The following is a 22,188-nucleotide window of genomic DNA, read 5'->3' as shown; positions in this document are numbered from 1 at the left end:
GGGGCTCAGAGCCCGTAGGTGAACCGGGGCGCGCGGCGCTCGAGGAAGGCGGCGACACCCTCCGCGCTGTCGTCGCTGCCGCGCGCCTGCTCCGCCCAGTGGGCGTCCCGGTCCAGCCGCCCGTCGATGAACTCCTTGGCCGCCGCCTGGGTCAGCAGCGACCGGGAGGCGAGGATCCGGGTGAACTCGGCCACCCGCTTGTCCAGAGCGCCCACCGGGTGGAGCTCGTCCACGAACCCGGTCCGCAGCGCCCGGTCCGCGTCGAACAGTTCGCCCGAGAACAGCAGGTACTTGGCGGTCGACGGGCCCACGAGGGCGGCGAGCCTGCGGGTCGACGAGGACCGGTAGACGAGGCCGAGCTTCGAGGGGGTGATCCCGAACCGGCTGCCCTCCTCGGCGAAGCGCAGGTCGCAGGCGGCGGCGAGCTGGCTGCCGCCCCCGACGCAGAAGCCCCGGACGGCCGCCAGGGTCGGCTTGGGGAAGGCCGCGAGCGCCTCTTCGGCCCGTACCGAGGCCGTCTGCTGCTCTTCTCCGGACTCCCGCAGAGTCGAGATGTCGGCGCCCGCGCAGAAGGTGTCGCCCTCGCCGGTGAGGACGAGGACCCGGACGGACGGATCGGCGGCCAGCCGCTCCAGGACGCCGGGCAGGGCCCGCCACATGCCGGCGCTCATCGCGTTGCGCTTGGCGGGGTTGGCGATGACGACGGTGGCGACCCCGTCCGTGACGCTGTCCTTCAGCTGCGGCTCCATGGGCCGGATGCTATCCGCAGGGCCCGATCGTACGATCGGGTAGGGGCCGCCCGGAGGAGGCACCACATGGTCAAGGACGTCCGCGACGACGACGCCGGAGCGGATGCCGTGCGGGACATGGCGCGTCAGGGGAAGAAGCTCAACCGGAGCTTCGGCTGGCTGGCCGCGCTCGGCGTCCTGCTGGTGATCGGCGGTCTCGTCGGTCTGGTCTACACGGGTCTCGCGACCCTGACCTCGATGCTGCTCTTCGGCTGGCTGCTGCTGATCGGCGGCGTGATCGGGCTCCTGCAGGCCGTCCAGTCGCGGGGCACCAGCCATTTCTGGCTCGCCGTGGTGGTGGCCGCGCTGAACATCGCGGCCGGTGTGGTGGTGATCCGTCACCCGCACGGTTCGGCGGAGGCGCTGACGATGTTCGCCGCCCTGCTCTTCCTGACCGGCGGACTGTTCCGGCTGGTCGGCAGCGTGGTGGTGCGGGGGCCGCAGTTCGGCTGGACCCTGTTCCAGGGCGCGTTCGGGATGCTGCTCGGTCTGCTCGTCCTGTTCGACTGGCCCGACAGCAGCAGGTACGTCCTCGGGGTCTTCTTCTCGCTCGCGCTGCTGTTCGACGGTTTGGGCATGATCGCCATCGGCATCGGAGGGCGGCGCATCGTCGGTATGGTGACCCCGCCGGTGCCGGAAAACGCCACCCCTCCGGAGTCATCAGAAACCGAGCAGGATCAGTCGAACAACTGACGTTGGCATACCCAGCCGATCAAAAGGCAGCCGATAAGTGTCGACTTCTGGTCAGTAGGCTGGTCCGCCCGCGGGGATTGCCAAGACTCGATCCGTGGCGAGAATCGAGCACGAGGGTGGGAACGGGACCGTGGACACCCACGGAGGCGTCCCCACCCGGCAACCGTCCTACGAAGGAGTCTGGCGCTTCACCGCGGCCGCGGTCGACGTCTCCGTCCCGCAGGCCCGGCACGCCGTACGCGACCTGCTGGTCCGCCAGGGCGTCCCCCTCCACGAGGAGATCATGGACGGCCTGCTGCTGATCGTCTCCGAGCTGGTCACCAACGCCGTGCGGCACGCGGCGCTGCTGTCGCCGGAGATAGCGGTGGAGGTCGCGATCGGCCCCGAGTGGATCCGGGTGTCCGTCGAGGACAACCACCCGTACCGCCCCAAGGCGCTCGAGGCGGACTGGGGGCAGACGGGAGGCCGCGGACTCCTCCTGGTGCGGGAGATCGCCCAGGAGGCGGGCGGCGCCTGCGACGTGGAGCACACGGCGACCGGCGGGAAGATCATCTGGGCGGCGCTGCCCCTGGTCCCCAAGGTCCCGGGGCCCGGAGGCGCGCCGCACCCGACGGTCACCAGCCCCCGGACGGACCCGTCAGTTCCCTGACGGCCGGACGCGCCGCGTCGAGCACCGTCATGAACCAGGCGGAGAACGGCGCGGCGGCGTGCCGCTCGGCCAGCTCGTCGGCGGTCACGAAGGCCGTGTCCTCGATCTCCTCCGGGTCCGGCCGCGGCTCGGCCTGCACGAGACCGACGAAGAGGTGGTTGAACTCCTGCTCCACCAGGCCCGACGCCGGGTCCGGGTGGTTGTAGCGGACCGTGCCGGCCTCCGCGAGCAGGGTCGGCGAGACGCCGAGCTCCTCGAAGGTCCGCCGGGCCGCCGCCGCGAACGGCGCCTCGCCCGGGTAGGGGTGGCCGCAGCAGGTGTTCGACCAGACGCCGGGGGAGTGGTACTTGCCGAGCGCCCGGCGCTGGAGCAGCAGCCGCCCCGACTCGTCGAAGAGGAAGACGGAGAAGGCGCGGTGGAGCTGACCGGGCGCCTGGTGGGCGGCGAGCTTCTCCGCCGTGCCGATGGTCCTCCCCTCCTCGTCGACCAGTTCGAGCATGATCGGCGCCGGGGCTCCGGACGGCTGGACACCGTTCGACGCGATCTCCGGCGAGATCTGAGCCACGGTGGCTGGTGTGGTCGGCATACCCATCCTTCGCTTCGGTCCTCGGCCCGGTGGGGCCACCACAGTCTGCCGCACAAACCCGGCTTGTCCGTACTTCGTCGGCCGGACGCGGCCGCTCCCACCGCACCGGAGTAGGGCCGGTGCGGCGGGAGCGCGGGGACCCGTGAGGCGCCTAGACCCCGAAAGCCGCCGGATAGACCAGGGTGCCCGCCGGAACGGGCACGGAGTCGTCCAGGACGAGCGCCATCATCGCCTCGTCGGGAGCCTCGAAACCTGGCTTGATTCCATGCTCGGACGCCCGTACGAACCCGAACCGCGGGTAGTACTCCGGATGGCCCAGGACGAGCACGAGCGGCTCGCCCCGCAGCCGCGCCGCGTCGAGCACCGCCCGGACGACGGCCTGTCCGGCCCCCGTCCGCTGGTACGCCGGTGCCACCGACACCGGCGCGAGTGCCGCCGCCGGAGCGTCGCCCACCCGGCAGCGGGTGATCAGCGCGTGCGCCGCGACCGTGCCGTCCGGGGCCTCGGCCACGAACGACAGACCGGGCAGCCAGGCGTCGGCGTCGAGCCTGAGCGCCTCGACCAGGTCGGCCTCGGTCGCGGAGGGCGCGGCCTCCGAGCCGAAGGCCGTCGCCACGACCCGTCGGATCGCGGCGACGTCCTTGGGCGTCTCCGTACGGATGGTCCAGCGCGGGTCGGCCGGTCGCAGGACGAAGCCCGCGTAACCGTAATCGGCCCCGTGCTCGCGCCGGAGCGCGATCTCGGCGCGCGCACCCGCCACCGCCTCGGCCATGCCGGGCGCGGCGGTGTCCGCCGCGTCGGCGTGGGCGGCGAGCGGACCGTAGTACTCGTCCCAGTCGCTCTCGGGCTGAGGGACGGTCCCGAGGACGTGATAGCCGGCTCCGACGGCCGCCGCCGCGTTCTCGGCGACGGTGCGGAGCCGGTAGTGCTCCTCCCAGAAGGCGCGGGCCGTCGGGCCCGGCTCGTCGGTGGTCCAGACGCACTCGGTGAGCACCAGCGTGCCGCCCGGCGCGAGCAGCCTGCGCCACTCGGCGAGCGCCCGGTCGAAGCCGAGGACGAAGACCGAGCTCTCGGCCCAGACCAGGTCGAAGGAACCGTCCGGGAACGGGAGCGCGCGCATGTCGGCGCGGAGCGTGTGGACCGAGCCGTCGAGCCCGCGCGCGGCGGCGCTCTCGCGCAGCTCGGCGAGGAACGGCTCGTGGGTGTCGACGGCGGTCACCTCGGCGCCCGCCTCGGCGGCCAGGAGCAGCGCGGAACGGCCGGGGCCGCAGCCCAGGTCGAGGACGCGCGGGCGCTCCGGGAGCCGCCCGGTGAGCGAGAGGAGCCGACGCGTGGTGGCGTCGGAGCCGGGACCCTGCCGCGGCAGACCGTGGTGCAGGGCGAAGAAGGAGTCGTGCAGAGCGTTGTCGGACAACGTGGGAATCCCTTGGTGAAAGGGTCCCGGCCGACGACGTGACGGACCGGTGGGTGAACCGGGATCAGGTCAGCCGGAGACCCGGAAGCTGAAGCTGGACCGGGCGCTGCCGCACTGGGCAGCCTCCATCGCGACGGTCATCAACCTCAGCTCCTCTCCACACGTGTTCGTACGAAAAGACTAACAGGCGGGGGACTTCCCGGCGGCGTCTTCGCGGGCACCCTCACAGGCAGAGCTTCGCCTCGTGCTCCGCGTGCCCCACCGGCTCCAGCTGGAACGTGCAGTGCTCGACGTCGAAGTGCGACCCCAGGCACCCCTGGAGGGCGTGCAGCATCTTCTCGTGCCCGACCGAGTCGAGTGCGCCCTGGTCCACGACCACGTGCGCGGAGAGCACCGGCATCCCCGAGGTGATCGTCCACGCGTGGAGGTCGTGTACGCCCTCCACCCCCGGCAGGGCCAGGATGTGCGCCCGTACCTCCCCCATGTCGACGCCCTTGGGGGCCGCCTCCAGGAGCACGTCGAGGGTCTCGCGCAGCAGTTTGACCGTGCGCGGCACGATCATCAGGCCGATCACGATCGAGGCGATCGGGTCGGCGTACTGCCAGCCGGTGGCCATGATGATCCCGGCCGCGACGATCACGGTCACCGAACCCAGGGCGTCCGCGAGCACCTCCAGGTACGCCCCGCGCACGTTGAGGCTCTCCTTCTGGCCCCGCACCAGCAGCGACAGCGAGATCATGTTGGCCACCAGGCCGATCACCGCGAACGCGATGGTCAGCCCGCCCTTGGTCTCGGCCGGCTCCAGGAACCGCTGGATCGCCTCGTACAGCACGTACCCGCCGACGCAGAGCAGCAGCAGACAGTTGGCGAGGGCCGCCAGGATCTCGGCCCGGGCGAACCCGAAGGTGCGGTTCTCGGAGGGCGGCCGGTTGGCGAAGTGGATCGCGAGCAGCGCCATGCCGAGGCCGACCGCGTCCGTGGCCATGTGCGCCGCGTCGGCGATCAGCGCGAGCGAGTCGGCGGCCAGACCGCCGATGATCTCGATCACCATCACGGAGAGCGTGATGCCGAGTGCGATCCGCAGTCGGTTCCGGTACGCGGCGCCCGCCGTGCCCGTGGGAGGCGGGCCCCCGTGACTGTGCCCGTGGTCGTGTCCAGCCCCCATGACATGGCCTCCCGGTCGTGTCGTCCGTCGTGCGCCCGATGGTTCCCGACTCGCAAGTGAACTACGGGTGGGGGGTATGTGCAACACGGTACTGAACACCGTTGTCATATGCTCTGACCTGCGGATATTCACTGCCGCGCGGCCATGGTCCGAAGTGCCGCCCGACGGCCCCCGGGGCGGCGCCCGACCGTGGTTTGTGAGGTGGGCCACCGATCGCCCATGATGATCACCGCAGGGCGGGCGCACCCGTACGGACACGGGTGGGCCCGGGGGAGTCCTGACCGCGAAGCCTCGGTGAACTCGGGATCCGGTTCATCCGATAGCCTCAGCCGACGTGTCGCCGCCCGGTACAGGGCGGCACCGCCGCGCCCGGGGCCGCCATGAGCCCCGCCGGCCCTCCGTCAGCTCCAAGGAGTGAGTTCGTCTGTCGACCGCCATCCTCACCGGCCCGCCGGCACCCGGATCCTCGCTCGACGGAGATCTGCGGTCGCTCGGCTTCGACGTCCGGATCGCCTCGGGCGCCGAGGAGACCGGAGCCCTGCTGGCCGCCGTCCCTGCGGGTGAGCGCGTCGCGCTCGTCGACCCCCGCTTCGTCGGACACGTGCACGCGCTGCGCCTCGCCCTCACCGACCCCCGCTTCCCGGCGGCGGCCGCGCCCGGCGCGCTCACCGCGCAGAGCGAGGCCCGCCCCGCGCTCGCCCGCGCCCTGAGCACCGTCTCCGCGGCGCCCGCCCCCGCCGGCACCGGCACGCTCGCCGACGACCTCACCGGCACGCTCGCCGAGGCCCTCGACGCCGACGGCGTCGCCGTGCACCGGCCCGCGCTCGGCACCCTCGTCGCCACCGTGCCCACCGACGCCGAGTCCCGCCGCGAGGCGCGCGCCGCCGTCGACGCCGTCGACGACGAGGCCGTCCGCCTCCGCACCGCGGTGAAGGCGCACGACGGCTTCTTCACCACCTTCTTCATCAGCACGTACTCGCGCTACATCGCCCGCTGGTGCGCGCGGCGCGGCCTCACCCCCAACCAGGTCACCACCGCCTCGCTGCTCACCGCCCTGATCGCGGCCGGCTGCGCGGCGACCGGCGAGCGCGCCGGTTACATCGCCTCCGGCGTCCTCCTCCTCGTCTCCTTCGTCCTCGACTGCGCCGACGGGCAGCTCGCCCGCTACGCACTGAAGTACTCGACGATGGGCGCCTGGCTCGACGCCACCTTCGACCGCGCCAAGGAGTACGCCTTCTACGCGGGCCTCGCCCTCGGCGCCGCCCGCAACGGCGACGACGTCTGGGGGCTCGCGCTCGGCGCGATGGTCCTGATGACCTGCCGGCACGTCGTCGACTTCTCGTTCAACGAGGCCAACCACGACGCCACGGCCAACACCAGCCCCACCGCGGCCCTCTCCGGCCGGCTCGACAGCGTCGGCTGGACCGTCTGGGCCCGCCGCATGATCATCCTGCCGATCGGCGAGCGCTGGGCCATGATCGCCGTCCTCATCGCCGTGACCGACCCCCGGATCGTCTTCTGGGCGCTGATCATCGGCGGCTCCTTCGGCGCCTGCTACACCACGGCGGGCCGCGTCCTGCGCTCCCTGACCCGCAAGGCGCAGCGGACCGACCGCGCGGCACAGGCGCTGGCGGACCTCGCGGACTCGGGCCCGCTGGCGGAACTGGTGGCCAAGGCGGGACGGCGTCCGGGCGTCCGGCCGCTGTTCCGGGCCCCGCTCGCGCTCGCGCTGGCCGGCGCGGCCCTCGTGGTCGTCATCGCCTGGCTGGAACCGTTCGGCAGCCCCCTCACGGTCATGGCCGCGGTGCTCTACGCGGTCTTCGCGGGCGCTGCCGTCGTCCGGCCCCTGAAGGGCGCCCTCGACTGGCTGGTACCGCCCGTCTTCCGCGCCGCCGAGTACGGCACCGTGCTCATCCTCGCGGCCAAGGCGGACGCCGCCCAGGCACTCCCGGCGGCGTTCGGGCTGGTCGCGGCGGTCGCCTACCATCACTACGACACGGTGTACCGCATTCGCGGCGGCACCGGCGCGCCGCCCGCGTGGCTGGTGCGCGTCACCGGCGGACACGAGGGGCGCACGCTCCTGGTGGCCGTCCTCGCCGCCTTCCTGGCGGACCGCGGTGACGACTTCACCCTGGCACTGACCGCCCTCGCGGTCGCCGTCGCGCTCGTGGTGCTCGTGGAGTCCATCCGCTTCTGGGTCTCCTCCGGAGCACCCGCCGTTCACGACGAAGGAGAAACAGCATGATCGGCCTCGTACTCGCAGCCGGTGCCGGACGGCGTCTGCGCCCCTACACCGACACCCTCCCGAAGGCCCTCGTGCCCGTGGACGGCGAGACCACGATCCTCGACCTCACGCTGAAGAACTTCGCCGAGATCGGCCTCACCGAGGTCGCGATCGTCGTCGGCTACCGCAAGGAGGCCGTCTACGACCGCAAGGACGCGCTGGAGGCCCGGTACGGCCTCAAGATCACCCTCGTCGACAACGACAAGGCCGAGGAGTGGAACAACGCCTACTCCCTGTGGTGCGCGCGTGAGGAGCTCAAGCGCGGTGTGATCCTCGCCAACGGCGACACCGTCCACCCGGTCTCGGTCGAGAAGACCCTGCTGGCGGCCCGCGGCAACGGCCAGAAGATCATCCTCGCCCTCGACACGGTGAAGAACCTCGCCGACGAGGAGATGAAGGTCATCACCGCCGAGGGCAAGGGCGTGCAGCGCATCACCAAGCTGATGGACCCGGCGACCGCCACCGGCGAGTACATCGGCGTCACGCTGATCGAGGCCGAGGCCGCCGAGGAGCTCGCCGACGCCCTCAAGGCCACCTTCGAGCGCGACCCCGACCTCTACTACGAGGACGGATACCAGGAGCTGGTCAACCGCGGCTTCACCGTCGACGTGGCCCCCATCGGCGACGTCAAGTGGGTCGAGATCGACAACCACGACGACCTCGCGAAGGGCCGTGAGATCGCGTGCCAGTACTGACCCGGCTGATCCCCTCGCCGGTCGTCGTCGACATCCGCAGGGGGGCGCTGGACGACCTGTCCTCGCTCCTCGCGGACCAGCGGATCTCCAGCAACGGCAAGATCGCCGTCGCCATCAGCGGCGGCTCCGGCCTCAAGCTGCGTGACCACTTCGCCCCCGAGCTGCCGGGTGCCGACTGGTACCCGGTCTCGGGCGGCACGATCGACGAGGCCGTCAAGCTCGCCGACGCCATGCGCGGCAAGCGGTACGACGCCGTGGTCGCCCTCGGCGGCGGCAAGATCATCGACGTGACGAAGTACGCGGCGGCCCGGGTCGGGCTGCCGTTGGTGGCCATCGCCACCAACCTGTCGCACGACGGCATCTGCTCGCCGATCTCCACGCTGGACAACGACAACGGCCGAGGCTCCTACGGCGTGCCCACCCCGATCGCGCTGGTCATCGACCTCGACGTGATCCGGGACGCCCCGGTCCGCTACATCCGCTCCGGCATCGGCGACGCGATCTCCAACCTCTCCGCCATCGCGGACTGGGAGCTCTCCCACCGCGAGACCGGCGAGCCCGTCGACGGCCTGGCCGCCGCCATGGCCCGCAGCGCCGGCGAGGCCGTGCTCCGCCACCCCGGCGGCGTCGGTGACGACGACTTCCTCGTCACCCTCTCCGAGGGCCTGGTGATGTCCGGCATCGCCATGTCGATCAGTGGTGACAGCCGCCCCTCCTCGGGCGCCTGCCACGAGATCAGCCATGCCTTCGACCTGCTGTTCCCGGCCCGCGCCGCCAGCCACGGCGAGCAGTGCGGCCTCGGCGCGGCCTTCGCGATGCACCTGCGCGGCGCGTCCGACGCCTCCGCGCTGATGGTCGACACCCTGCGCCGGCACGGACTGCCCGTCCGGCCGGAGGAGATGGGCTTCACCGTGGACGAGTTCGTCCAGGCGGTGTCCTTCGCCCCGCAGACCCGACCGGGCCGCTTCACCATCCTCGAACACCTCGACCTGTCCGACGACGAGATCAGGGACGCGTACGCCGACTATGCAAAAGCCATCGGTAGCTGAGCTCCGACCGGTCGTCCACCCCCCGGGCGTGAAGGACCGGCGGAGCGGCGAGCACTGGGGCGGGCGCCTGTACATGCGGGAGATCTCGCTCAGGATCACCCGTCACCTCGTCGGCACCAAGGTCACGCCGAACCAGCTCACGTACGTGATGACGCTCGCGGGCGTCCTCGCGGCGCCGGCCCTGCTGGTGCCCGGGATCCCGGGGGCGCTGCTCGGCGCGCTCATGGTCCAGCTCTACCTGCTGCTCGACTGCGTCGACGGCGAGGTGGCCCGCTGGAAGAAGCAGTACTCGCTGGCGGGTGTCTACCTGGACCGGGTGGGCGCCTACCTGTGCGACGCGGCCGTGCTCGTCGGCTTCGGCCTGCGCGCCGCCGACCTGTGGGGCTCGGGCGGCGTCGACTGGCTGTGGGCGTTCCTCGGTACCCTCGCCGCCCTCGGCGCCATCCTGATCAAGGCCGAGACCGACCTCGTCGGCGTCGCCCGCCACCAGGGCGGCCTGCCGCCGGTCAAGGAGGCGGCGTCCGAGCCGCGCTCCTCCGGCATGGCGCTGGCCCGCAGGGCCGCCGCGGCGCTGAAGTTCCACCGGCTCGTCCTCGGCATCGAGGCCTCGCTGCTGATCGTCGTCCTGGCGATCGCCGACCAGATCCGCGGCGACCTCTTCTTCACCCGGCTCGGCGTCGCCGTCCTCGCCGGCATCGCCCTCCTCCAGACCGTGCTGCACCTGGTGTCGATCATGGTCTCCAGCAGGCTGAAGTGAGGCCGGCCGTGAGTACGCCGCTCAAGGTGGGTGCCGTCGTCATCACGATGGGCAACCGCCCCGACGACCTGCGCGCGCTGATCGACTCGGTCGCCAAGCAGGAGGGCGACCCGGTCGATGTCGTCGTCGTCGGCCAGGGCACCCCGGTCACCGGGGTGCCCGACTGGGTCCGCACCGTCGACCTGCCCGAGAACGTCGGCATCCCCGCCGGCCGGAACGTGGGCATCGAGGCCTTCGGCCCCGGCGGCACCGACGTCGACGTCCTGCTCTTCCTCGACGACGACGGACTGCTCGCCCACGCGGACACCGCCGAACTCGTCCGCCAGGCCTTCACCGCGGACCCGCGCCTCGGGATCATCAGTTTCCGCATCGCGGACCCGGAGACCGGCGAGACCCAGCGCCGGCACGTGCCGCGGCTGCGCGCCTCCGACCCGATGCGCTCCTCGCGGGTGACCACCTTCCTCGGCGGCGCCAACGCGGTCCGGACGAAGGTCTTCGCCGAAGTCGGCGGCCTGCCGGACGAGTTCTTCTACGCGCACGAGGAGACGGACCTCGCCTGGCGGGCGCTCGACGCCGACTGGATGATCGACTACCGTTCCGACATGGTGCTGTTGCACCCCACGACAGCCCCTTCCCGTCACGCCTCGTACCACTTCAACGTGGCTCGCAACCGAGTGTGGCTGGCACGTCGCAATCTGCCCGCGCCCCTGGTGCCGGTCTATCTCGGCGTCTGGCTGCTGCTCACCCTGGCCCGGCGGCCCTCGCTCCCCGCGCTGAAGGCGTGGTTCGGCGGATTCCGCGAAGGCTGGGCGGCCCCCTGCGGACCGCGCCGCCCCATGAGGTGGCGTACGGTGTGGCGCCTGACCCGGCTGGGTCGCCCCCCGGTCGTCTGACATCGTGGTACCCGACGTGCCGCGCATCTTGCACACGAAAGTTTCGACTGTGAGTGACACACACCAGGGCGGGGCGGTCGCGACGAGCGCGCCTCCGTCCGTCGACGAGGGCCTGTCCTCGGCCGCGCTGGCCGCGAAGTACGGCCTGTCGGTCAGTGGTGCCCGGCCCGGACTCCTCGAGTACGTCCGCGACCTGTGGAGCCGCCGCCACTTCATCGTGGCGTTCTCCTCGGCCAAGCTGACCGCCCAGTACAGCCAGGCGAAGCTGGGCCAGGTGTGGCAGGTGGCGACCCCGCTCCTGAACGCCCTGGTCTACTACCTGATCTTCGGGCTGATCCTCGGTGCCGGGAAGGGGCTGTCCAAGGACGTCTACATCCCGTTCCTGGTCACCGGCATCTTCGTGTTCACCTTCACCCAGAACTCCGTGATGGCGGGAGTCCGGGCGATCTCCGGAAACCTGGGTCTCGTCCGGGCCCTGCACTTCCCACGCGCCACGCTGCCCATCTCCTTCTCGCTCCAGCAGCTCCAGCAGCTGCTGTTCTCGATGATCGTGCTGGTGGCGGTCGCGATCTCCTTCGGCAGCTACCCCTCGCTCCGCTGGGTGCTGATGGTCCCCGCGCTGTTCCTGCAGTTCGTGTTCAACATCGGCCTGGCCATGATCATGGCGAGGATGGGTGCCAAGACGCCCGACCTCGCCCAGCTGATGCCGTTCGTCATGCGCACCTGGATGTATGCGTCGGGCGTCATGTTCTCGATCCCCGCGATGCTGGCCGACAAGCCCGCGTGGATCGCCGACGTCCTCATGTACAACCCGGCGGCCGTCTACATGGACCTCATCCGCTACTCGCTGATCGAGGGCTACGGCGCCGAGAACCTGCCGTCGCACGTCTGGATGACCGCCCTCGGCTGGGCCCTGGTCTTCGGCATCGGCGGTTTCGTCTACTTCTGGAAGGCCGAGGAGAGGTACGGCCGTGGCTGACCGAAACGACTCCCACGTTCCCACCGTCATCTGCGACGAGGTCCACATCGTCTACCGGGTCAACGCCGGTGGCGGCGGCAAGGGCAGCGCCACCGCGGCGCTCAGCCGGATCGTGGGCAAGGGCAAGGCCGAGGTCAGCCGGGGCGTCCGCAAGGTCCACGCGGTCCGCGGCGTCAGCTTCACCGCCTACCGCGGCGAGGCCATCGGCCTCATCGGCTCGAACGGCTCCGGCAAGTCCACGCTGCTGCGCGCCATCGCGGGCCTGCTCCCCACCGAGAGCGGCAAGGTCTTCACCGACGGCCAGCCCTCGCTCCTGGGCGTCAACGCGGCCCTGATGAACGACCTCACCGGCGAGCGCAACGTGATCCTGGGCGGCCTCGCCATGGGCATGAGCCGCGAGGAGGTGCGCGACCGCTACCAGGGGATCGTCGACTTCTCCGGCATCAACGAGAAGGGCGACTTCATCAGCCTGCCCATGCGCACGTACTCCTCCGGCATGGGCGCCCGGCTCCGCTTCGCCATCGCGGCCGCCAAGAACCACGACGTCCTCCTCATCGACGAGGCCCTGGCGACCGGTGACCGCAAGTTCCAGATCCGCTCCGAGGAGCGCATCCGCGAGCTCCGCAAGGAGGCCGGCACGGTCTTCCTGGTGAGCCACAGCAACAAGTCCATCCGGGACACCTGCGACCGGGTGCTCTGGCTGGAGAAGGGCCAGCTCCTGATGGACGGCCCGACGGACGAGGTCCTCAAGGCGTACGAGCGGGAGACCGCGCGCTGAGTCCCGCCACGAGCCCCTGCCGGAGACATCCGGTAGGGGCTCTTCCGTTTTCCGCGCGTCGCGACCCGCCCGGAATGTTCATGCGGTCAACATCGGGCAGGATGAGCGCATGGCAGCGATCTCGGGAGGCAAGACCTACCACCACGGCGATCTGCGCAACGCGCTGATCTGCGCGGCCGTCGACCTCGCCACGGAGGGAGGCCCCGAACGGGTCGTCCTGCGCGAGGCGGCCCGCCGGGTCGGCGTCTCGCCCACCGCCGCCTACCGGCACTTCGACGGACGGGGCGAACTGCTCCGCACCGTCAAGACCCACGCCCAGCGGGCCCTCGCCGACTCCATGGAGCGGGCGGCCGCCCGCGAGCCCGGTGCCGACGACCCGGCCCTCGCGGCCGAACGCCGGCTGGCGGCGCTCTGCCGGGGGTACGTCGGCTTCGCCGTGGCGCAGCCGGGCCTGTACCGGGCCGCGTTCTGCGTGGTCCGCCAGGCCGGCCCGGACGAGTCGGCGCCGGAGTGCCGGATGCCCGAGCCCGAGATCCGGGCGTTCACCCTGTTCGGGGAGGCCCTCGACGCGCTCGCCAGGGCGGGCGCCCCGCGCCGGGACGTCCGCCCGTCCGCCGGCGCCGCTGCGTGGTCGGCCGTTCACGGACTGTCACTTCTGCTGCTCGACGGCCCGCTTCGACGCCTTCCCGCCCAGCGCAGGAACGCCGTCGTCGAGACCACCCTCGCCATGGTCGTCACCGGCGCCCGCATCCCCTGACCCTCGCCTCGCGCCGAACTCCCTTGTGGTGCAGCGAGGTTGACGCCTCGTACGAATGGGGCGCCGGGCGTCGGCCACCCCGGAATGGCGACGGTCGTCGTACAACGTAAGCTGGACCGGTCTGATTCGCGGCAAGTAGGGCCATTCCCCACCGCCATCGGGCCTCCGGGCGGCGGCTCTACGGGCAGGGGTCGGCGGCGTGTCCGAAATAGGATGGATTGGATCCGCAGTGTAGAACGGGAGACGTGACGGCCATGACGCAGAATCTCCAGCTCCACGAGGGTGTCGCCGTCCCTCCGTCGGGCAGTGACCTGTGACGGACACCCGGCAGGCGCGCCCCGACGCCTCCTCGCGCGCCACACTCGGCAAGGCCGCGGACGAGAACTTCCCCGTGGCCCCCTTCTTCCTGCCCCGCGCCTGGCGCGACGACCTCATGGCGGTCTACGGCTTCGCCCGCCTGGTCGACGACATCGGCGACGGCGACCTCGCCCCCGGCGGCGCCGACGCCCGGCACCTCGGCGTGGACCCCGAGCGGGCCGAGGACCGGCTCGCCCTCCTCGACGCCTTCGAGACCGACCTCCACCGCGTCTTCGACGGAACGCCCCGCCACCCGCTGCTGCGCGCGCTCCAGCCGACCGTACGGCGGTGCGGGCTCGCCCCCGAGCCCTTCCTCGGCCTGATCGCGGCCAACCGCCAGGACCAGCTGGTCCGCCGCTACGAGACGTACGACGACCTCCTCGCGTACTGCGAGCTCTCCGCGAACACCGTCGGCCGGCTCGTCCTCGGCATCACCGGCACCGAGACGCCCGAGCGGATCCGGCGCTCCGACGAGATCTGCACCGCCCTCCAGATCGTCGAACACCTCCAGGACGTCGCCGAGGACCTCGGCCGCGACCGGATCTACCTCCCCGCCGAGGACCTCAAGCGCTTCCACGTCACCGAGGGCGACCTCGCGCGGCCGACCGCGGGGGCCTCCGTCCGCGCCCTGATCGCCTTCGAGGCCGAGCGGGCCCGCACGCTGCTCCACGCGGGCACCCCGCTCATCGGCAGCGTCGACGGCCGGCTCCGCCTCCTGCTCGCCGGATTCACCGCCGGCGGACTCGCGGCGCTCGACGCGATCACCGACGCCGGATTCGACGTACTCAGCGGCCCACCGAAGGCCACCAAGCCGAGCCTGATGCGCCAGGCGGGAGCGGTTCTGCTCCGGGCGCGGAAAGAGGGGTGAGCGCGACCGTGGAGGCACAGCCCCAGCCGTCCGCACCGGTACAGGCCGCCTACAGCTACTGCGAGGCGGTCACCGGGCAGCAGGCCCGCAACTTCGCCTACGGGATCCGGCTGCTGCCGACCGAGAAGCGTCAGGCGATGTCCGCGCTGTACGCCTTCTCCAGGCGGGTCGACGACATCGGCGACGGCACGCTCGCGCCCGAGGCCAAGCGGGAGCGGCTCGAGGCCACCCGGGTCCTGCTCGACCGGGTGCGCGCGGGAGAGGTCGACGAGGACGACACCGACCCGGTCGCCGTCGCGCTCGCCGACTCGGCCCGGCGCTTCCCCATCCCGCTCGGCGGGCTCGACGAACTCATCGACGGCGTCCTCATGGACGTGCGCGGCGCGACCTACGAGACCTGGGACGACCTCAAGGTCTACTGCCGGTGCGTCGCGGGCGCGATCGGACGGATCTCCCTCGGCGTCTTCGGCACCCAGCCCGGCGCCACGGGCGCCGACCGGGCCCCCGAGTACGCCGACACCCTCGGCCTCGCGCTCCAACTCACCAACATCCTCCGGGACGTACGCGAGGACGCCGGCAACGGCCGCACCTACCTGCCCTCCGACGACCTCGCCAAGTTCGGCTGCGGGGACGGCTTCGGCAGCGACACGATGCCCGAAGGCTCCGACTTCGCCGGGCTCGTCCACTTCGAAGTGCGGCGCGCCCGCGCCCTGTTCGCGGAGGGCTACCGGCTGCTCCCCATGCTCGACCGGCGCAGCGGCGCCTGCGTCGCGGCCATGGCCGGCATCTACCGGCGCCTCCTCGACCGGATCGAGCGCGACCCCGAGGCCGTGCTGCGCGGCCGCGTCTCGCTGCCGGGCCGGGAGAAGGCGTACGTCGCGGTCCGCGGCCTGTCCGGCCTCGACACCCGCCACATCGCCCGACGGACGGTCAGGAGGCGCGCCTGATGAGCCCGTACGCCTCCGCCCGCCGGGCAACCCCCGACGCCGCTCCGGCGTCCCTGCCGGGGGCGGCCGCACCCGGCACGGCCGCGCCCGGGACGCACCCGTCCGCGCCGATCCCGCCCGTGACGACCCGAACGGAGGCCGTGTGACGACCGACGGAACCGAGCGGAACGCCCTGCCGGACACCGACGCGCCGGCCGTGGGCACCGAGCCGGCCATTCGCGCCGGCCGCCCCGGCGACGCGCGGTCCGGCGCGGGCGGCGACCGGAGACGGCACGCCGTGGTCGTCGGCGGCGGACTGGCCGGGATCACCGCGGCGCTCCAGCTCGCCGACGCGGGCGTCCGCGTCACCCTGCTCGAAGGCAGGCCCCGGCTCGGCGGCCTCGCCTTCTCCTTCCGGCGCGGCGAGCTGACCGTCGACAACGGTCAGCACGTCTACCTGCGCTGCTGCACCGCCTACCGGTGGTTCCTCGACCGCATCGACGGGGCCCGGCTCGCCCCCCTCCAGGACCGGCTCGACGTGCCCGTCCTCGACGTCGGTCACCCCCGCGGGCCGCGGCTCGGCAGGATCCGCCGCGACGGCCTTCCCGTACCGCTGCACCTCGCGCGCAGCCTCGCCACGTACCCGCACCTGTCCCTCGCGGAGCGGGCCTCGGTCGGACGGGCCGCGCTCGCCCTGAAGAAGCTGGACCCCGCCGACCCGGCGCTCGACGGCATCGACTTCGCCACCTGGCTCGGCCGGCACGGACAGTCCCCGCGGGCCGTCGAGGCGCTGTGGGACCTCGTCGGCATCCCCACCCTCAACGCGCCCGCCCCGCAGGCCTCCATGGGGCTCGCCGCGATGGTCTTCAAGACCGGCCTGCTCTCCGAGCCCGGCGCCGCCGACATCGGCTGGGCGCACGTCCCTCTCGGCGAACTCCACGACACCCGGGCCGCGAAGGAGCTCGACGCCCTCGGCGTCCGCACCGCGCTCCGCACCAAGGCCGAGCGGATCTCCCGTACCGACGACGGGCGTTGGGCCGTCGACGTACCCGGCGAGACGATCACGGCGGACGCGGTCGTCCTCGCCGTGCCGCAGCAGGAGACCCACGGCCTGCTGCCCGAGGGCGCCCTCGACGACCCCGACCGGCTCCTCGACATCGCCACCGCGCCCATCCTCAACCTGCACGTCGTCTACGACCGCAAGGTGCTGAAGCGGCCCTTCTTCACCACCCTCGGCTCCCCGGTGCAGTGGGTCTTCGACCGCACCGACTCCTCCGGACTGACCGGCGGTGGCCAGTACCTCGCCATCTCCCAGTCCGCCGCGCAGGACGAGATCGACGAGCCCGTCGCCGCCCTGCGCGAGAAGTACCTCCCCGAGCTGGAGCGGCTGCTGCCCGCCGCCCGCGGCGCGGGGATCCGCGATTTCTTCGTCACCAGGGAGCGGACGGCCACGTTCGCCCCCACCCCGGGCGTCGGCCGGCTGCGCCCCGGCGCCCGCACCGGGGCGCCGGGCCTCTACCTGGCCGGGGCCTGGACCGCCACCGGCTGGCCCGCGACCATGGAGGGCGCCGTCCGCAGCGGTTTCAGCGCCGCGGGCGCCGCGCTCTCCGCCTTCGGCCGCCGCCACGACCATCCGCTACAGGAGGCGGCATGAGTGTGAGTACCGGAACAAGAGGAGAGACCGTGCCGACTGTGCCGCCGGGTAATCCGGCCGTCGACACCGCGGACGTGTCCGCACTGCTGGAGCGGGGGCGGACCCTGTCCACCCCCGTACTGCGGGCGGCCGTCGACCGCCTCGCGTCGCCCATGGACACCGTGGCCGCCTACCACTTCGGCTGGATCGACGCCCAGGGCAACCCCGCCGACGGCGACGGCGGCAAGGCCGTCCGCCCCGCGCTCGCCCTGCTGTCGGCCGAGGCCGCGGGCGCCGCGCCCGAGATCGGGATCCCCGGCGCCGTCGCCGTGGAACTCGTCCACAACTTCTCGCTGCTCCATGACGACCTGATGGACGGCGACGAGCAGCGCCGCCACCGCGACACCGTGTGGAAGGTGCACGGGCCCGCGCAGGCCATCCTCGTCGGCGACGCGCTCTTCGCCCTCGCCAACGAGATCCTGCTCGAACTCGGCACCGTCGAGGCCGGGCGGGCCACCCGCCGGCTCACCACGGCCAGCCGCAAGCTCATCGACGGGCAGGCCCAGGACATCTCCTACGAGCACCGCGAGCGGGTCACCGTCGAGGAGTGCCTGGAGATGGAGGGCAACAAGACGGGCGCCCTGCTCGCCTGCGCCGTCTCCATCGGCGCCGTCCTCGGTGGCGCCGACGAGCGCACCGCCGACAAGCTGGAGGAGTACGGCTACCACCTCGGCCTCGCCTTCCAGGCCGTCGACGACCTCCTCGGCATCTGGGGCGACCCGGAGGCCACCGGCAAGCAGACCTGGAGCGACCTGCGCCAGCGCAAGAAGTCCCTCCCCGTCGTCGCGGCCCTCGCCGCCGGCGGCGAGGCCTCGGAGCGGCTCGGCGAGCTGCTCGCCGCCGACGCCAAGTCCAACGACTTCGACACCTTCTCCGAGGAGGAGTTCGCCTTCCGGGCCGCCCTCATCGAGGAGGCCGGAGGACGCGAGTGGACCTCCCAGGAGGCCCGCCGCCAGCACGCCGTCGCGATCCAGGCGCTGAACGAGGTGGACATGCCCGCCCAGGTGCGGGCGCAGCTCACCGCCCTGGCCGACTTCGTGGTCGTACGGAAGAGATGATCACCATCACCCTGATATGAGTTCGCGGTCGCCGGCCGGTGCCATCCGGCGCCGGCCGACGGCAGACCCGTAGAAGCAGAAGAATCCGACTGCGCAAAGGGGAAGCCATGACAGCGACGACCGACGGAAGCGCCGGGGCCGTAGGCCCCCGGGCGGCCGCGGCCAGCACGACGCACGACACCGACGCCTCGGCGCCGGGCCTCGACGAGACCGCCGCGCGGGCCGCGGAACGGGCCGTCGAGCACCTGCTCGCCCGCCAGGATCCGGCGGGCTGGTGGAAGGGCGACCTGGAGACCAACGTCACCATGGACGCCGAGGACCTCCTCCTCCGCCAGTTCCTGGGCATCCTGGACGCCGACACCACCCGGGCGTCGGCCCTCCACATCCGCCGGGAACAGGGCGAGGACGGCGCCTGGGCGACCTTCTACGGCGGGCCGGGTGAGCTCTCCGCCACCGTCGAGGCCTACGTGGCGCTCCGCCTCGCCGGAGACCCGCCCGAGGCCCCGCACATGGCCCGGGCCGCCGCCTGGGTCCGCGCCAGGGGCGGGATCGCCGCCGCACGGGTTTTCACCCGGATCTGGCTCGCCCTCTTCGGCTGGTGGCGCTGGGAGGACCTGCCCGAACTGCCCCCGGAGCTGCTCTTCCTGCCGAAGTGGTTCCCGCTCAACATCTACGACTTCGGCTGCTGGGCCCGGCAGACGATCGTGCCGCTCACCGTCGTCTCCGCGAAGCGCCCGGTCCGCCCCGCGCCCTTCCCGCTCGACGAACTGCACACCGACCCGGCCCGGCCGAACCCGCCGCGGCCCCTCGCCCCCGCGACGGGCTGGGACGGGCTGTTCCAGCGGCTCGACAAGGCGCTGCACGTCTACCACCGGATGGCGCCGCGCGCGCTGCGCGGGACGGCCATGAAGGTCGCCGCGCGCTGGATCGTCGAACGTCAGGAGAACGACGGCTGCTGGGGCGGCATCCAGCCCCCGGCCGTCTACTCGATCATCGCCCTCCACCTCCTCGGTTACGACCTCGGGCACCCCGTCATGCGGGCCGGCCTGGAGTCGCTCGACCGGTTCGCCGTCCGGCGCGAGGACGGCTCCCGCATGATCGAGGCCTGCCAGTCACCCGTCTGGGACACCTGCCTCGCCACCATCGCGCTCGCCGACGCGGGCCTCCGCCCCGACCACCCGGCGCTCGTCAAGGCCGTCGACTGGATGCTCGACGAGGAGATCACCAGACCGGGGGACTGGGCGGTGCGCCGCCCCGGACTGCCGCCGGGCGGCTGGGCGTTCGAGTTCCACAACGACAACTACCCCGACATCGACGACACCGCCGAAGTGGTGCTCGCGCTGCGCCGGGTGGAGCACCCCGACCCCGCGCGGGTCGAGGCGGCCGTCGCACGGGGCGCGCGCTGGACGCTCGGCATGCAGTCGCGGGACGGCGGCTGGGCCGCCTTCGACGCCGACAACACCAGCCCCTTCCCCAACAAGCTGCCGTTCTGCGACTTCGGCGAGGTCATCGACCCGCCCTCCGCCGACGTCACCGCGCACGTGGTGGAGATGCTCGCCCACGAGGGCCGGGTCGACCACCCCCGCACCCGTCGGGGAATCGAGTGGCTGCTCGCCGCACAGGAGCCCAACGGCGCCTGGTTCGGCCGCTGGGGCGTCAACCACGTGTACGGCACGGGCTCGGTGCTCCCCGCCCTCGCCGCCGCCGGGCTGCCCCCGGCCCACCCGGCGATCCGGCGGGCCGTCGCATGGCTCGGGTCCGTGCAGAACGACGACGGCGGCTGGGGCGAGGACCTCCGCTCGTACCAGGAGGAGGAATGGGTCGGGCGCGGCCCCTCCACCGCCTCCCAGACCGCCTGGGCCCTCATCGCCCTCCTCGCCGCCGGGCAGCGCGACTCCGAACCCGTCCGCCGCGGCGTCGCCTGGCTGACCGGGACCCAGCGCGAGGACGGCTCCTGGGACGAGCCGTACTTCACCGGCACCGGCTTCCCCTGGGACTTCTCCATCAACTACCACCTGTACCGGCAGGTGTTCCCGCTCACCGCGCTCGGGCGGTACGTGCACGGGGAGCCCGCGCCCCGGAAGGAGCGCTGATGGGCCGCGAACCGGGCTCCGGCGGCGCGCCGCCGCTGCTGATCGCCTGCGCGCTCGGCATCGAGCAGTTCGCCCTGCGCAGCGGGGACCGCGGCGGCGCCCCCGGCCAGGTGACCGTGCTGCGCACCGGCATGGGACCGGACCGGGCCCGCCGGGCCGTGTCCCGGGCCCTCGGCGAGGAGCGGTGGCGGGACGCCGCCGTCATCGCCTCGGGGTTCTGCGCGGGACTGGCCCCCGGCATGCACCCGGGCGACCTGATCGTCGCCGACGAGACCCGGGGGCCGGACGGCACCACGCTCTGCACCGGCACCGACCTCCTGGTGAAGGCCCTCGCCAAGGCGGTGCCCGGGCGGGCCGTGCACACCGGGCCGCTGACCGGCTCCGACCACGTGGTCCGCGGCCCCGAGCGGACCGCGCTGCGGGCCGGCGGTGCGATCGCCGTCGACATGGAGTCCGCCGCCACGCTCCGCACCGCCCGGACCGCGGACGCGTCCGGGGACGGGCCGGACGCCCGCCCGGTTGCGGCCGTCCGGGTGGTCGTGGACGCTCCGGAACATGAACTGGTCCGGATCGGCACGGTACGCGGGGGAATATCAGCCTTCCGCGTCCTTCGTGCCGTCCTTCCCGCGTTCTTCGAATGGCACCGTTCTTTGCTGCTCCCCAGGAGGTGAACGAGTTATGGCCATGCCGCTCCGTCAGTCCATCCGGGTCGGGACCTACCTCTTCGAACAGAAGCTCCGCAAGCGGGACAAGTTCCCGCTGATCGTCGAGCTGGAGCCGCTCTACGCCTGCAACCTCAAGTGCGAGGGCTGCGGGAAGATCCAGCACCCGGCGGGTGTCCTCAAACAGCGCATGCCGGTCGCCCAGGCGGTCGGCGCGGTCCTCGAGTCCGGTGCGCCGATGGTGTCCATCGCCGGTGGTGAGCCGCTGATGCACCCCCAGATCCACGAGATCGTGCGCCAGCTGGTGGATCGCCGCAAGTACGTCTTCCTCTGCACCAACGCGCTGCTGCTGCGCAAGAAGCTGGAGAACTTCACCCCCTCCCCGTACTTCGCCTTCGCCGTGCACATCGACGGCCTGCGCGAACGGCACGACGAATCCGTCGCCAAGGAAGGCGTGTTCGACGAGGCGGTGGCGGCGATCAAGGAGGCCAAGCGGCGCGGCTTCCGGGTCACCACCAATTCGACCTTCTTCAACACCGACACCCCGCAGACCATCATCGAGGTGCTCAATTTCCTCAACGACGACCTCCAGGTCGACGAAATGATGATCTCGCCCGCCTATGCCTACGAGAAGGCTCCCGACCAGGAGCACTTCCTCGGCGTCGAGCAGACCAGGGAACTCTTCAAGAAGGCCTTCGCCGGAGGGAACAGGCGCCGCTGGCGGCTCAACCACTCGCCGCTCTTCCTGGACTTCCTGGAAGGAAAGGCCGACTTCCCCTGCACCGCCTGGGCCATTCCCAACTACTCCCTCTTCGGCTGGCAGCGCCCCTGCTATCTGATGAGCGACGGCTACGTCCCCACGTACCGCGAACTCGTCGAGGAGACCGACTGGGACAAGTACGGCCGGGGCAAGGACCCGCGCTGCGCCAACTGCATGGCGCACTGCGGCTACGAACCCACCGCCGTCCTCGCCACCATGGGCTCCCTCAAGGAGTCCCTGCGCGCGGTCAGGGAGACGGTCTCCGGGAACAACGGGTGAGGCGG

The 22,188-nt window shown here is 72.2% G+C and carries 22 protein-coding genes; 18 read left to right on the top strand and 4 right to left on the bottom strand.

The window, feature by feature from the left end:
- Positions 1-5: 5 nt before the first annotated feature.
- Complete coding sequence (locus OO54_RS20945) at positions 6-749, bottom strand: enoyl-CoA hydratase/isomerase family protein (protein ID WP_033205126.1); 744 nt, start codon at positions 747-749, stop codon at positions 6-8.
- Positions 750-815: 66 nt separating this feature from the next.
- Between OO54_RS20945 and OO54_RS20940 the strand changes: the two genes are divergently transcribed.
- Both OO54_RS20940 and OO54_RS20935 read left to right on the top strand, forming a co-directional pair.
- Positions 816-1,481 carry an HdeD family acid-resistance protein gene (locus OO54_RS20940; RefSeq protein WP_234439343.1) on the top strand — a complete coding sequence of 222 codons (666 nt, stop codon included), beginning with the start codon at positions 816-818 and terminating at the stop codon, positions 1,479-1,481.
- 130 nt (positions 1,482-1,611) lie between these two features.
- Entirely contained in the window at positions 1,612-2,130 is a 519-nt protein-coding gene (locus OO54_RS20935; RefSeq protein ID WP_209440900.1) for an ATP-binding protein, read from the top strand.
- On the opposite strand, the gene idi is transcribed toward OO54_RS20935, so the two are convergent.
- The 3 genes from idi to OO54_RS20920 form a co-directional block, all read right to left on the bottom strand.
- A complete protein-coding gene (idi, locus tag OO54_RS20930) occupies positions 2,096-2,716 on the bottom strand; it encodes an isopentenyl-diphosphate Delta-isomerase (RefSeq protein ID WP_026057745.1) in 621 nt (206 codons plus the stop codon). The genes OO54_RS20935 and idi overlap by 35 nt on opposite strands.
- Positions 2,717-2,867: 151 nt before the next feature.
- Complete coding sequence (locus tag OO54_RS20925; RefSeq protein WP_033205124.1) at positions 2,868-4,130, bottom strand: bifunctional class I SAM-dependent methyltransferase/N-acetyltransferase; 1,263 nt, start codon at positions 4,128-4,130, stop codon at positions 2,868-2,870.
- Between the two features lie 223 nt (positions 4,131-4,353).
- The gene (locus OO54_RS20920) at positions 4,354-5,295 is read right to left on the bottom strand and encodes a cation diffusion facilitator family transporter (protein WP_033205123.1); all 942 of its coding nucleotides are present in this window, start codon (positions 5,293-5,295) and stop codon (positions 4,354-4,356) included.
- Between the two features lie 424 nt (positions 5,296-5,719).
- Between OO54_RS20920 and OO54_RS20915 the strand changes: the two genes are divergently transcribed.
- The 16 genes from OO54_RS20915 (at position 5,720) to hpnH (ending at position 22,183) form a co-directional block, all read left to right on the top strand.
- Positions 5,720-7,540 carry a DUF5941 domain-containing protein gene (locus tag OO54_RS20915; RefSeq protein WP_033205122.1) on the top strand — a complete coding sequence of 607 codons (1,821 nt, stop codon included), beginning with the start codon at positions 5,720-5,722 and terminating at the stop codon, positions 7,538-7,540.
- Positions 7,537-8,274 (top strand): phosphocholine cytidylyltransferase family protein, encoded by a 738-nt coding sequence (locus tag OO54_RS20910; protein WP_017236671.1) that lies wholly within the window; start codon positions 7,537-7,539, stop codon positions 8,272-8,274. The genes OO54_RS20915 and OO54_RS20910 overlap by 4 nt, the downstream gene beginning before the upstream one ends.
- Positions 8,262-9,323 (top strand): iron-containing alcohol dehydrogenase family protein, encoded by a 1,062-nt coding sequence (locus OO54_RS20905; protein WP_033205120.1) that lies wholly within the window; start codon positions 8,262-8,264, stop codon positions 9,321-9,323. Before OO54_RS20910 ends, OO54_RS20905 begins: the two co-directional genes overlap by 13 nt.
- On the top strand, positions 9,301-10,080 hold the full coding sequence (locus tag OO54_RS20900; RefSeq protein WP_051787054.1) for a CDP-alcohol phosphatidyltransferase family protein: 780 nt from the start codon (positions 9,301-9,303) through the stop codon (positions 10,078-10,080). The genes OO54_RS20905 and OO54_RS20900 overlap by 23 nt, the downstream gene beginning before the upstream one ends.
- A gap of 8 nt (positions 10,081-10,088) precedes the next feature.
- A complete protein-coding gene (locus OO54_RS20895; RefSeq protein WP_033205117.1) occupies positions 10,089-10,973 on the top strand; it encodes a glycosyltransferase family 2 protein in 885 nt (294 codons plus the stop codon).
- Between the two features lie 49 nt (positions 10,974-11,022).
- The gene (locus OO54_RS20890; protein WP_033205116.1) at positions 11,023-11,952 is read left to right on the top strand and encodes an ABC transporter permease; all 930 of its coding nucleotides are present in this window, start codon (positions 11,023-11,025) and stop codon (positions 11,950-11,952) included.
- Complete coding sequence (locus tag OO54_RS20885; RefSeq protein ID WP_017236666.1) at positions 11,945-12,730, top strand: ABC transporter ATP-binding protein; 786 nt, start codon at positions 11,945-11,947, stop codon at positions 12,728-12,730. The genes OO54_RS20890 and OO54_RS20885 overlap by 8 nt, the downstream gene beginning before the upstream one ends.
- A gap of 109 nt (positions 12,731-12,839) precedes the next feature.
- The gene (locus OO54_RS20880; protein ID WP_033205115.1) at positions 12,840-13,487 is read left to right on the top strand and encodes a TetR/AcrR family transcriptional regulator; all 648 of its coding nucleotides are present in this window, start codon (positions 12,840-12,842) and stop codon (positions 13,485-13,487) included.
- A gap of 313 nt (positions 13,488-13,800) precedes the next feature.
- Positions 13,801-14,712: a squalene synthase HpnC gene (hpnC, locus tag OO54_RS20875; RefSeq protein ID WP_033205113.1), complete on the top strand. Its 912-nt coding sequence runs from the start codon at positions 13,801-13,803 to the stop codon at positions 14,710-14,712.
- A complete protein-coding gene (gene hpnD, locus OO54_RS20870; RefSeq protein WP_033205112.1) occupies positions 14,709-15,659 on the top strand; it encodes a presqualene diphosphate synthase HpnD in 951 nt (316 codons plus the stop codon). Before hpnC ends, hpnD begins: the two co-directional genes overlap by 4 nt.
- A complete protein-coding gene (locus tag OO54_RS45905) occupies positions 15,659-15,805 on the top strand; it encodes a hypothetical protein (protein ID WP_157856498.1) in 147 nt (48 codons plus the stop codon). The genes hpnD and OO54_RS45905 overlap by 1 nt, the downstream gene beginning before the upstream one ends.
- A 68-nt stretch (positions 15,806-15,873) precedes the next feature.
- A complete protein-coding gene (hpnE, locus tag OO54_RS20865; protein WP_051787060.1) occupies positions 15,874-17,292 on the top strand; it encodes a hydroxysqualene dehydroxylase HpnE in 1,419 nt (472 codons plus the stop codon).
- Positions 17,289-18,389, top strand: coding sequence for a polyprenyl synthetase family protein (locus tag OO54_RS20860; RefSeq protein ID WP_200146636.1), 1,101 nt, complete (start codon positions 17,289-17,291; stop codon positions 18,387-18,389). The genes hpnE and OO54_RS20860 overlap by 4 nt, the downstream gene beginning before the upstream one ends.
- A 107-nt stretch (positions 18,390-18,496) precedes the next feature.
- Positions 18,497-20,482 carry a squalene--hopene cyclase gene (gene shc / locus OO54_RS20855; RefSeq protein WP_033205110.1) on the top strand — a complete coding sequence of 662 codons (1,986 nt, stop codon included), beginning with the start codon at positions 18,497-18,499 and terminating at the stop codon, positions 20,480-20,482.
- Positions 20,482-21,153: a phosphorylase family protein gene (locus OO54_RS20850; RefSeq protein WP_033205109.1), complete on the top strand. Its 672-nt coding sequence runs from the start codon at positions 20,482-20,484 to the stop codon at positions 21,151-21,153. Before shc ends, OO54_RS20850 begins: the two co-directional genes overlap by 1 nt.
- 7 nt (positions 21,154-21,160) lie before the next feature.
- The gene (gene hpnH, locus OO54_RS20845) at positions 21,161-22,183 is read left to right on the top strand and encodes an adenosyl-hopene transferase HpnH (RefSeq protein ID WP_033205108.1); all 1,023 of its coding nucleotides are present in this window, start codon (positions 21,161-21,163) and stop codon (positions 22,181-22,183) included.
- Positions 22,184-22,188: the final 5 nt, after the last annotated feature.

It is taken from the genome of Streptomyces wedmorensis (genome assembly GCF_000716445.1).
Taxonomy (GTDB): domain Bacteria; phylum Actinomycetota; class Actinomycetes; order Streptomycetales; family Streptomycetaceae; genus Streptomyces; species Streptomyces wedmorensis.
The sequence above is the reverse complement of the archived record's forward strand: the minus strand, read 5'-3'. Positions and strand labels throughout refer to the sequence as shown.